The sequence below is a fragment of the Sandaracinaceae bacterium genome (assembly GCA_020633055.1).
Classification (GTDB): Bacteria; Myxococcota_A; Polyangia; order Polyangiales; family Houyiibacteriaceae; genus JADJJE01.
In genome coordinates this window covers 81,638-93,489 of sequence record JACKEJ010000004.1, presented here as the reverse complement: position 1 = coordinate 93,489, position 11,852 = coordinate 81,638, and the positions used below count along the sequence as shown (strand labels likewise).

The following is an 11,852-nucleotide window of genomic DNA, read 5'->3' as shown; positions in this document are numbered from 1 at the left end:
GGTCCTCTTGCTCAGTGCTCGTGCTCGGCGAGCTCGCCCTGGGAGAGCGCGCTCTTGAGCGTGAAGGCCCCACGGGTGACCACGGGGTCGCCGGTCTCGAGCCCCTCGAGGAGCTCGCAGTACGCGCCCGCGCGCCGTCCGACGCGCACGGCGACGGGCCTGAACTCGCCCTCCGCGTCGCCGGGCACGAACGCCTGGGTCGCGCCGCCCAGCGTGACCACCGCGTTGCAGGGCACGGCGAGCGAGCGGCGCTGGTCGCCCACGATCTCGAGGCTGCCGTACATGCCGCTCAGCAGGTTGGGCGTCATCGCGTCCAGCGCGACGCGCATGCTGAGGCTGCGTGTGTCGGGGTCGATGGTGGGCGCGATGTAGTTGACCACCCCTGGCAGCGCGAGGTCCGGGAAAGCGTGCGGACGGAACAGGGCGCGCTGCCCGAGTCGTACCGTGCCGATGGCCAGCTCCGGCACCTGCACGTAGACGCTGATGGCGTCCGGGTTGGCGATGGTGAAGGCGGGCTCGTCGGTGCTGGACGTCTCGCCGGGCGTCGCGTGCAGCTGAATGACGACGCCCTCGATGGGGGCCACCAAGCGCAGCTGCCCCGAGCGGCCCGAGCCCAGCACGCCGAGCTGACGCGACAGACCCGTGCTGCGCGCGCGCAGGCCCGCCACCACAGCCTCCGCGTCCACGAGCGCCGAGTGCGCGCCGATGCCCTCACCCACCAGCTGCCGCTGGCGCGCCAGCGCGGTCTCCGCCGCGGTGAGCTGCGCGCGTGCCTCCGTGAGTCGTGAGCTGGCCTCGGACGCGGTCTCGGAGGCCACCACGGCCAGCAACATTCCCGGCGTGACCCGCTGCCCCAGCTCGACCTCCACGCTGATGAAGCGCCCGCTCGCGAGCGGCGACACGTGCGCCACGCTGAGCGGGTCGAAGCTCAGCTCGGCGGGCAGCCCCGCGCCGCCGCTCAGGGCGCGCTCCTCCACGGCCCCCACCTCGATGTCGTTGGTGGTGATGGCCGCGGGGCTCAGGTGGACCACGCGCTCGTCGGACTCGCCGTCGGCGTGCCCATGCTCGTCTTCGCCCTCGTGCTCCGACTCGGCGGGCTCGCCGCGCGACGTGAACCCATCACAGCCGAGGAGCAGCAGCAGCGACAGCAGCGTGAGTGAGCGGATCACGACGCCACCTCCTCGTCGGGCCAGATCTCGCGTCCTAGCTGCAGCTCCAGCTCGGCCACGGCGTTGAAGTAGTCCACGTACGCGTCGAGGGCCTGCTGCTGCACGGCCAGGAAGCGCTCCAGCGCCACCGAAACGCGCAGGATGTCGTACTCCCCCAGCGCGAACGCCTCGCGCACCATGCTGAGGTTCTCGGAGAAGCGCGGCAGCACGTCGGAGCCGAAGGCCTCCACCCGCTCGGCCGCCGCGTCCACGCTCGTGCGGAGCCGCTCGATGCGCGCCACCAGCACCGCCGCGCGCGCGTCCCGCTGGGCTTCGGCGACGCCCTGCTGCGCGTCAGCCCGAGCGCGCCCCTCTTGGTTCAGCGCGAACGACGGGATGGGGAGCTGCAGCACGCCCATGACGATGTGCTGCGCGCCGCCGGCCTGGGTGGCCCCCTCGTAGCCGTACTGCACGCCGATGGCCGGGTCGGGGTAGGCGTCGCGGGCGGCCAGGCGCGCGCGAGAGAGAGCCTCGTCGTTCTCCGCGCGCAGCTGGCGCAGGTCGACGTTGTGCTCGAGGGCGACGTCCATCAGCTGCTGCAGCGATGGCGCGTGCTGGGGGGAGGGCAGGTCGCCCACGGGCTCGGGCGGCTGGACTCCCTCCCACCCAGAGAGCTCGGCGAGCTGCAGGCATACGCTGCGGTAGTCCTGGAGCGCCGCCACCGCGCGCTGGCGCGCCTGCGCGGCCTCGGCCTCGGCGATGCGCACCACGAGTGGCGCCACGTCGTTCGCCCGGGCGCGCCTGCGCGCGATGTCGAGCAGCTGCTCCGCCACCTGCGCCAGCTGCTGCGTCAGCGCGGCGCGCTCGCGCGTCGCGATGGCCAGGCGGTAGGTGGCGTGCACGCGCTGGTGCAGCTCCCACCGCACGCGCTCGAGGGAGCGCTCTCGGGACAGCCGCGCGGCCGCGGCCACCTCGCGACGCAGGCGGCGCTGACCCCCGATCTCGATGGGCTGCAGCAGCTGCACCTCGGCGTCGACGGCGGTGCCCCCCGAAGTGGCGCGGCGCTGGCCCAGGCCGAGCTGCAGGGTGGCGTTGTCGGGCAGCAGGGGCGTGGCGGCGCCCTGCTCGGCGCGCGCGAGCTCCACCTCGGCGCTGGCGACGCGCACTGCGGGGCCATGCTCGTCGGCGCGCCGCAGGAGCGCGTCGAGGGCGGTGGGGACCCCGCCTATCGAGACGGTGGGCCGCGCGAGGGGCGCGTGGATGGCGGCCGCGGCCTCACGCGCACGGTCTGGGGGAACGTCGGGGACGCTGGGCTGCGCGGCGACCGGATGCGCCACGCACAGGCAGGAGACGGTGCCGAGCACCGCGAGAGCAGTCTTCATGGGGGTACCTCACGCAGGAAGGGCCAGACGGATGGACCCCGGCTCGGGGCCCACGTTGGCGGCGCGCGTCCTCCCGTGATGCGGACGGACTACTCCCGGCGCGCCGCTCCCTCAGGCGCGAGGAGGCCGCTGCAGCTCGCAGTCGATGCCCTCGGCGTAGCGCGTGTTCGCGCCATCGCCGTGGACGAGCGTACGGGCGAGCGCGTGCCACGCGGGCTGCGGCTGGGTGGCGCTCTGCATGGCGTGCATGGACGCGCAGCAGCTGCAGCGGTGGGCCATGGGTGTGCAGCCGTGCTCGGGGCAGTCCTCGTCCGCGTGGGCGGCCTCGGCGCCCTCCGGCTGCCCTGCCTCGAGCAGCTGATGTGCCCCGTCGTGCAGCGCCTCGCCGAGCCCCGGAGACAGGGACACGGTCACGAGCAGCAGCAGGAGGTAGCGCAGCAACAGCCTCATGAGCGTCACCACGCTAGCGCGCGGTAGGGGTTCCCTGCAAGCCTTGGAGGCCGCCGCCATCCCGATGGTCCGAGCCTCAAGGGCCGGACAGCGAGCAGGAGGCGTCCCGACACACGCTCCCCCCGTCCTCCTCGGTGCACACCTGCAGGCCTGGACAGTCGCCGTCGGTCGCGCAAGACAGGTGGCAGTTGCCCTCCCCTGCGCACACGAGCGTGGCGTCGGGACGACGGTACTGCGCCCGCAAGCTGGCCAGGTCCGTACCGCTCAGGTCGCATGCCGTGGGATCGACCACGCAGCCCGTCCCCACGTCGGCTCGCCCGTCGGTGGCGGGAGCAGCGCCATAGCACTCCATTACGACCTCTGCGTCCACCGTGGGGCCCGCTCCGGCGCTGAACACGACCGCTTGTCGGCCGGGCGAGCAACGCGTTGCCCGTTGGGTCGTGTAGTCGTCGTAGAACCATCCCGTGCCGCTGGGATCCCGACCCTCGGCCACATCCGCCGGAGTGGGGGCGACCTGTGCGACACGGCACGTCTCGCGCGCGCCCGCCCCGTTGCCCTCGACTCGAACCGGAGTCGGCTCCCGCCCGCGACCCTGCTGAGAGGCGCACGTGAGCCCCGGAGGCAGGGTCTCGAGGACCACGCAGCTCACCTCGCCGGTCGGACTCCGCGCCAGCTCCTCGTCGATGCACCCCGGCGGCAGCGCATTCGCGACGGCCAGGAGGATGTCGTCGAAGGCTGGCGTGAAATCTGCGGTGTGGTCTCCAGCCAGCGGGTCGCGTGATTGGCAGATGGAGGCCACGACGCCGTGCGCGCCCTGCTGGTCGAGCCCGGCTGCGACGCTGACCAGGCGACGGGGCGGACTGGCGATGTTGGTCAGCAGCGGATCGTCGGGCGCGTCCGGGTCTGGACGGGTGCAGCCCGGCAGAATATCCCTCTGCGCCACGTTGACGACCTCCTGCATGGTCGGATCGCTCAACAGCGCGGCGAAATCGACGCTCCGCTCGACGTGCCCGTCCGCATCGACGATGCTCGTGTGCGCCGCCAGCGCGTCGGGGTCGACACCCGCGATGACGGCGAACACGAGGAGGTCGGCTGCGTCGGGACGCAGGGCCAGCAGCCCCGCGACGTGCCGCTTGAGGACGTCGTACTGCACGTTGCGATACGTGGAACACTGCAGGTTGGGCGCGATGTTCCCGTTCGCGTCGGTCGGCACGGGGTATTGGGCCGTGCCCTGGGAGGGTGGGGTCAGGTCGTACAGATCCAGATCGCGGCTCGAGCAGTCATCCTCGTCCGTGATCATCACGACTGCGAGGAGAGAGGTGTCACGCAGGAAGCCGTGGTTCAGCCCCGAGCCACCGTGCCCCTGAGTCGAGCGCACGAGCACGCCGCCTCGTTCGTGCTCGAAGCGCACCGTCGACTCGGCGGGGGTCAGAGCCTTGAGGACAGCCTCGAGCTGCTGCTCGAACGCGCACCCCTCCTGGCCCGTCACCGCCAAGCATCCAGCCGCTGCGGCGAACTCCGCGGGGTCGTCGGTCTCGCTCGCGAACGACAAGAACGGCGGGTAGCTGTCGGCGCACGAGCTGTCGGTGCCGCGGGGCCTGGTCAGCAGGACCCCGTCATCACCCAGCGCGGAGGCGCACCGTGCGGTGGCCGGCAACCGAACGCCTCCGACCCCCATGTTGCTCGTGATCACGCCCAGCTGGATGGTGGCGAGAGGACGGAAGTCCTCGGTCCCGTCACCGTCCCGGTCACCGCTGGCGAGCACCTCCACCAACCGCGGGATCTCCTGCACGATCGCGGCCTGCTCCTGCCGCATCGACGGCGAGTCGTCCATCATGAACAGCAGGTCGATGTCGTCCACCTGGTCGAGCCTGACCACGAAGTTGCGGCCGCTGAGGGTGCAGGGGTCGGGGTCGACGCCGCCGTCATCGCGGGGCTGGTCGGGTCGGTCGGACTGGTCGAGCGCGGCCGCGTCCGATGGCCCACCATCGCCGCCACCATGACGGCTCCCGCAGTGACAGCCAGGCACCGCGGCCAACGTCAACGCCGCGACGATCCCCCAAAGTCCTCTCCTGCCTGTCGCGTTGGGCTTCATCGCCATGTCCTCCTCAGGGGGCTGACACGAACCGTGAGCGCGCTGGACTTCAACCCGGCCGTCGCGCACGGGGTGGTGCCGTTCCCGGGCGGATTCCCGGCGTCACGCTGCGGCCTGCCTTCGCCAGCGTCAGAACCAGTCCCTGTTCCGTATTCCCTGCATTGCCCCTGGCTATCACGGTTGGCGGTGCGGGCGCAATCGTCGTGGACGGCCGTCGTCGCAGAAAGCGACACGTCGGCGACTACGTTTCCGCCGCGCCGCACGGCGACGCCGGGGCACGAGGGCGCCGAGGGTCCGCCGTCTGTCCACGCGCCGAGTCCCGCGTCGTCGCTGGGACGAGCCGCCGCGCTCAGTGGTCTTCGTAGCTCAGCACCCGCAGCAGCGTCTGCGCTTGCTGCGCGGCGTCCTGGCCCAGCGGGGTCAGGTAGCCGCCGTCCACCTGCGTGGTGAGGCCCTTCTTGTGCAGCCGCGCGGCCGCCGAGATGGAGTCGCTGGACGCCGTGGAGTGGACCTTGATCCCGATGGTGGGATCCCCCGCCTGGAACTGCGCCAACAGGTTCAGCTCGTGCATGTGCTCGCTGGTGAAGGACATCCTTCACCGATAAATGGGTTGGGCCGCGCTGTCCATAGGCTTGCGCGCCGAGCCCCACGAAGGAACCCGGCGCGCCATGCGTCTCGTCTGGACTGCGGTCAGCCCCCGAAGATGCCGCTCAGGCCACCGCCGCCGCCCGAGTCCCCTTCCTCTTCCTCTTCGCTGCTCGCGCCCACGGCGAACCCTCCTGCGATGCCGCCGCCAACCGTCACGGCCAAGAAGACGATCCCGGTCACGATCGTCAAGATGCCCGTACCACCGCCCTTGCCGTCCCTGCCACGGCGGCGATGTGGGAAGATCAACCTGTCGAGCCCGCCGCCCCCCGAGCGCTCGCTGCGCTGCGTCTGGGGGTTGCGCCCGTCGAAGATGGGCCGCGGAGGGATGTGGTTGGGGTTGTCTCGGATGCGGGGATCACGGGTCTCCCGCCTCAGGTACGTGCGCTTCGGGTTGGGCGGTGCCACCCGCGTGACGTTCGGCGTCGAGCCCGTGCGCGCGTTGTTGACCGTCCCCTCGCCGAAGGTCACGCCGCGCTGCTCGCCACGCGCGACGGCCCTGCGCCTCGCCTTGTGCGCCTTCCGGCGTGCTGCCTTCGCGCGCTTGACCAGCGAGCGACCGGCGAGGCCATCGGGGTCCACCGTGTTGACGGGGTTGTTGGCCACGTAGGCGTAGCCCGTGGTGCTCTCACCGAGGCGCGCGACGTTCGACCCATCGAGCACGCCGAAGAGCGGGTCCACCGCCGTCCAACGGCCCGCAAACGGGTCCAGATAGCGCTCGCGGAAGTACAAGAGCCCGGTGGTCGCGTCCTCCTCCTGGCCCGTGAAGCCGTGCTCGTCCACGTAGCCGGTGCTCGTGCGCAGCATGCCGAACGGGTAGTAGGCCCGCTCCGCCACCAAGTCGCCGCTGCTGTCGGTCGCCGCCACGATGCTGCCCACGGCGTCCGTGTGCAGGTAGGTGACGTCGTCCACAGCGCCCGCCAACAGGCGGCGTGCGCTGGCCCGCAAGAGTCGCATGCGGTTGCTCGCGCCCTCGCCCCCGGCGCTGAGCGTCGCGTCCGCGATGTCGATGCGACTGTCGCCGTTCGCGTCGGCCAGCACCTCCGTGCCGAGCGTGGTCCCGCGCAGGCGCGCCACGCGCTTGCTGTCGAGCCGCGCGTACAGCTGCGAGACACCGTCGCGCACCTCGAAGTCGGGCGCGGGGTAGTACACCACGCCCCCCTCCTCGAACTTCATCACGCGGTCGCCCAGCGCGCTGTACACGAACTCGGTCGCTTCGCGTGTGTCGGTGGCCACGTCGGACGAGAGCAGTCGCCCGACGTGGCTCCAGATCATCGCCGCGCCGCCACGCTGGGACACCTGCCCCGCCGCGTCGTAGCTCAGCGTCATGCCGCCCACTTGAGTCACCGCGTTCGGACGACTGCTGGCGTAGGCCAGCGCACCCACGTGCGCCAGGCTGCTGCTGCCGAGGCTCGAGGTACGCGAGGTGAGGTTGTCGAGGTCGTCGTACGCGAAGGTGAGCGTCTCCGCCCCAGCGTCCATCCCGCCCAGCTGCGCCTCGACCACGCGGCGCCACGCGTCGTAGGCGTAGGTCTCGTCGCGGGAGATGGCGCTCTCGGTCGCGCCGTCCGCGAGCGCCGTGACGTTGTTGTCGCGGTCGCGGGTGAGCGTCACGTCGAAGAAGCGGGCGCCCGACGCGCCGTGTTGGATGCGCGAGAGGCGCTCGAGGGCGTCGTACTCGAACGTCGACGAGACGCCGTTCTCGAACTGGACGGTGCTGAGCGTGCCGCGCGCGTCGTAGCTGGCGCTCGTCACCAACCCGTCGATGCCCGTCGGGCGGCCAGCGTCGTCGAGCGTGAAGGCGAGGGTCTGCCCATCGGGGAACTGGGCGCCGACGAGCGACCCTGCACCATCGAACTGGAAGCTCGTGACGAAGCTCACGCCCTCCAGCGTGCGCCCGAGGTGGACACGACGACCGCGGGCGTCGTAGCCGTTCTCCTCCGCACCCCCGCTGGTGTCTCCAGGGATGGGGAACGTCGAGCGGACGATGTTGCCCGCGCCGTTGGTGCAGCTGCTGCAGTCGGCCAGGTAGTCGTATGCGCGCGTCGTCTCCGTGCCGCTTCGGTCGGCCGAATCCCACTCGGCGAGGACGCGGTTCAGGCCGTCGTAGGTGCGCTCCGTCACCCTGCCGCGCCCGTCCTCGAGACGCACGACGTTGCTGCCCGCGTCGTAGGTGAAGGTGCTCGTGCCCGAGTTGGGGTTGGTGGACGTCACCGGACGGTTGAGGAGGTCGAAGGTCTGCTGCTGTTCGTTGCCCTCGGGGTCGAAGACCGAGACCACACGCCCGAGCGAGTCGTAGCGCAGCCCGTAGCGCGGGCCCGCCGTGCCCGCCGCGAGGACGCGCTCGATGCTGACGATGCGCCCCAGGCCGTCGGTCGTCTGGACGACGGGTGTGTTGGCGTGGGGGTGCGTCGCGTCGTTGTCGAGCGGGTCGCGCAGCGTCGTGGTGAGCGGCCCGTACACCGTGGTGTAGGACGACGCGCTACCGTAGAGCCCCGTGTCGGGCTCCGTGCTAGCCACCTCGCGCGCGATAGCGTCGAAGCGGTAGGCCGTGAAGGCGACCCCGCTCGGAGGGGTCTCTTCGCAGTTTGCGCTCGTGGACTCGTAGGGCTGGTACTCGCGGACCACCGTGCCCTGCGCGTTGTGCGCCACGAAGCCGTCCACCAGGTAGCGACCGGCGGCCACCCGCGTGCGCGTCTGGACCGTGCGCCCGAGGCCGTCGAGGCAGACGTAGTTCTCGGTGTCGAGCGCACCGCCCACCGTCCGGCGCGAGCGCACTGCGATGCGCGTGACGGGATCGGCCAGCTCGTACGTGAAGGTCTCCGTCGGCGTGGCCGCGCTGTCGCCCGGGCGGATGATCTGGTTCACGCGACCGAACTCGTCGTACCGGTACTGCGACGAGTTGCGTGGGGTCAGCTCGGTGCTCCCGCGCATCACCTGGTAGGAGGTGGAGTCCGAGGGCTCCAGGAAGTCCGCCTCGTACAGCACGGACTGCGTCAGCGTGTAGGCGGTCCCCGCGTTGTCCTCGAGGTGGATGTCCACCCGCGCGACCCGGATGCCCAGGGCGTCCATCGTGTACGTCCGGCGGTGCGGCCCCGCGCCGCCGCCCGCCGATAACGGGTCGAGCGCCTCGATCACGTTTCCGTTCGCGTCGTAGCGGTTGCGCTGCGTGGCGACGACCTCGGTCGCGGACACGCGGTCCGTGACGCGGCTCACCAGCCCGCTCGTGAGCTGCCCCTCGGGGAGCCCCATGAAGTCGGCGCCGTCGTAGTAGGTCACCTGCTCCGAGCGCGGGCCCGTGGCCGAGCCGTAGCTCTCCACGCGCACGGGTGCGCTCACGATCCACGCGCCGCTCGTGTCCGCGCCGTGCACCGCGTACGTGGTCTCGGTCATCAGCTCGTCACCGATGCACTGGGCGCCACACGCGCCGTACACGTTCGCGCCGCAGGCGGCGCACGCCGTCGGCGCCTCGGGCGGGCCCCGGTGCACCACGCCGGCCTGGGTCTCGAGGGAGACGTTACCGTAGCCGTCGTGCTCGTAGCTCGTCTGCGTGGTCACCCACGCGGTCGAAGCGGCGCCCTCTTGCAGGATGGTGGTGACCGTCTCCGGGCACACGAAGCGCACGGGGAACTCGGGGTCGGGCGTGCCCACCTCGTCGACCGCGCAGGTGGTGTACGTGTTGCGGACCTCGCGCAGGGGGACGTCCGTGTCCGGCCCACCGAAGACCTGCGTCACCAGCAGCTTGCCCTGCATGTAGTCGTCGGTCTGGCCCACGTCGTAGCGCAGCACCTCGAGCGCGGGCTCCTGCGAGTCGGTCGCCGCGTCGGCCAGCAGGCGCCTGCGGACCGTCTCGAACCCGCGGAAGTCCTTCTCGTCACCGTCGTAGTAGCCGTCGCGGTACTCCAGCGTGCGCACCTGGTGCAGGCCCACGCCGTTCTCGTCGCCGGTCAGCGTGACCCACGTGTCCGTGCGCGTGACCACGTTCATCGCGTTCGGCTGCGTGTAGAGCCACGGCGCCGTCGCCTCGTCACGAGCGCGCTCGGCCGCGCTGGTGCCGTACGCGATCACCTGCACGGAGCCGATGCCGTTCTCGATGCGGCTGAGCAGGTTCGGGCGCACCGGGAAGAGCTCCAGGAAGCGCACCAGACCGGAGCTGTTGACCCACACGATGTCGTGCGTCCCGTTGCCGTTCATGTCCGCGAAGAGCACCGTCTGGTTGGTCACGTCCGGGATCGTCCCGTCCACGTCCGCCGAGGTCACGGTGGCTCGCGCGTCGAACGCGCCGCCGTTGCGATTCAACCAGTACTGCAGGGTGCTGCCCTGGACGCTGACGATGTCCGTCAGGCCGTCGCCGTCGATGTCCTCGAGGTCGGCGCCGGTGAGCTGGGCCTGCGTCGCGTCGAGGTTCACCGTGATCCAGTCGGCGAACACGCCGAAGCCCAGGTGGATGCGGTAGCGCAGCTGCTGCGTGCTCGGCAGGAGCTGCACCACGTCCTGCAGTCCGTCCCCGTTCATGTCCGCGAGCTCCAGGCCCTGACCGGACACCGGGTCGAACACTCCGTCCAGCCCGCTCGACAGGAGGATGGTGTTGAAGCCGTTGCCCGTGTTGCGGTGCACCTGCACGGTGGACCCGTCGACCGTGCGGATCATGTCGATGCGCTTGTCGTTGTCGTAGTCGAAGAAGCGCACGTTGAGCGGGTTGGGCTCCACCTCGGGGTCGGCGTCCGCGGTCAGCGCCGGGAAGCCGTCGTCCGTGCCGGAGCAGGCGGTCCCGTTCCAGTCTCCCGAGCCGTCGTTGCACAGCAGCGACTCGTTGGCCGCGTTGACCAGGTCGGCGAAGCCGTCGCCGTTCACGTCGAGGACCTGCACGCCGGGCGCGCTCAGGATCATGGTGCTGTTGCCGCCCAGCCCGTTGCTCGTCACCGAGCCTGCGCTGAACGTGGGGCGACCGTTCACGTCCAGGCGTGCGATGAAGAAGCGGTGCGAACCGTCGCCGGGGTCCGTCGTGAGCACGTCGGGTAGCGAGTCGCCGTTGATGTCGATCAGCGTCGCGTTGCCGGTGGCCAGGTCGACGCCGATGCTGCCCATGTCCACCATGAAGGGCTGCTCGCAGCCCGAGGCGCACGTCCCGCCCAACGTCCGGGAGTACTCGAAGCTGAACGCGATCCCGTGCTGCCCCCCGTCGCGACCGAACTGTGTGACGCCCGCGAGCCGTGACGCGCCGCCGCTCGTGGTCACGTTCTCGTACGTGAGCACGTAGCGACGGATGGTGGTCGTGTTGGAGAGCACGCGCACCTCGCTCACACGGCGGTTCATGAGCACCTCCTCGCCGGACACCGCGTCACTGACCGTGTCGGGACGCGCCTCGTATCCGAGCCGCACCGAGAAGCGCGGCGTGGCGCCCGTGCCGAACGCGTAGCGCACCTCGTCCAAGAGCGGCATGCCCGAGGCGTCCTTGGTCCACGTCTGCACCATCCGGCGACCCGACGGGTCGACCATCTCCACCAGCTCGTAGCGGAAGGTGTCGCCGCTGCCGTTCTGGATGCGCGCGGTCGGCACGATCACCCCCGCGGCCGTGGCGCCGTAGGTGGCGACGCGCCCGTCGGGGAGCTCGGCCACCCAATACCCCGCGTTGCCCGCGTTGAACCACTTGTAGCGCACGAACGCGCCCTCGTAGCGGGCCCGGTAGACGCGCGCGCCCCCCTCGTCACCGACGTAGACCAGCTGGGACCCACCGTCCGCGGCGAAGATGTCCGACGTCGTGTACGTGGGTAGGCCACGGGACGTGGTGCGCTCGATGCTCGGAGTCAGCAGCGTCCAGCCGATGCCGAGCAGCCCCATGCCGGAGTTCGAGCTGTACTGGAGCGACAGCGACGGCGTCATCGCCGTGGTCTCGCCCTCGGGGACCTCGATCGGAACGCTGTAGGACATGGACCCCATGTTGGGGTCCACGTCGGCGTTCTCACCGACGCCGCCGATGCTCCCGGGGCCGTCAGGGAGAGAGACGCGCTCGTCGGACACGCCAGTCTGCGCCGTGGCCGCGTGGGGGAGGGCGCCGTGCGCCAGCTGGAGGAGCAGCGCCGCGCCGAGGGCCGGTCGCCATGTCGAGAAGAAGGTCTTCATGGTCATCTC

6 protein-coding genes are annotated in these 11,852 nt (G+C 71.1%); all 6 read right to left on the bottom strand.

What is annotated here, in order from left to right:
• Positions 1-11: 11 nt before the first annotated feature.
• Entirely contained in the window at positions 12-1,169 is a 1,158-nt protein-coding gene (locus tag H6726_00360) for an efflux RND transporter periplasmic adaptor subunit (protein ID MCB9656070.1), read from the bottom strand.
• Complete coding sequence (locus H6726_00355; GenBank protein MCB9656069.1) at positions 1,166-2,530, bottom strand: TolC family protein; 1,365 nt, start codon at positions 2,528-2,530, stop codon at positions 1,166-1,168. Before H6726_00355 ends, H6726_00360 begins: the two co-directional genes overlap by 4 nt.
• Before the next feature lie 111 nt (positions 2,531-2,641).
• Positions 2,642-2,980, bottom strand: a complete 339-nt coding sequence (locus H6726_00350) for a hypothetical protein (protein ID MCB9656068.1) — start codon at positions 2,978-2,980, stop codon at positions 2,642-2,644.
• Positions 2,981-3,056: 76 nt separating this feature from the next.
• A complete protein-coding gene (locus tag H6726_00345) occupies positions 3,057-5,024 on the bottom strand; it encodes a hypothetical protein (protein MCB9656067.1) in 1,968 nt (655 codons plus the stop codon).
• Between the two features lie 400 nt (positions 5,025-5,424).
• The gene (locus tag H6726_00340; GenBank protein ID MCB9656066.1) at positions 5,425-5,667 is read right to left on the bottom strand and encodes a TIGR02647 family protein; all 243 of its coding nucleotides are present in this window, start codon (positions 5,665-5,667) and stop codon (positions 5,425-5,427) included.
• Between the two features lie 98 nt (positions 5,668-5,765).
• Positions 5,766-11,843 carry a VCBS repeat-containing protein gene (locus tag H6726_00335; GenBank protein MCB9656065.1) on the bottom strand — a complete coding sequence of 2,026 codons (6,078 nt, stop codon included), beginning with the start codon at positions 11,841-11,843 and terminating at the stop codon, positions 5,766-5,768.
• Positions 11,844-11,852 lie beyond the last annotated feature (9 nt).

Excerpts from the sequence above, each read along its gene's own strand:
- H6726_00355 (MCB9656069.1), bottom strand. The coding sequence starts at position 2,530 with ATGAAGACTGCTCTCGCGGTGCTCGGCACCGTCTCCTGCCTGTGCGTG.
- H6726_00350 (MCB9656068.1), bottom strand. The coding sequence starts at position 2,980 with ATGAGGCTGTTGCTGCGCTACCTCCTGCTGCTGCTCGTGACCGTGTCC.
- H6726_00340 (MCB9656066.1), bottom strand. The coding sequence starts at position 5,667 with ATGTCCTTCACCAGCGAGCACATGCACGAGCTGAACCTGTTGGCGCAG.
- H6726_00335 (MCB9656065.1), bottom strand. The coding sequence starts at position 11,843 with ATGAAGACCTTCTTCTCGACATGGCGACCGGCCCTCGGCGCGGCGCTG.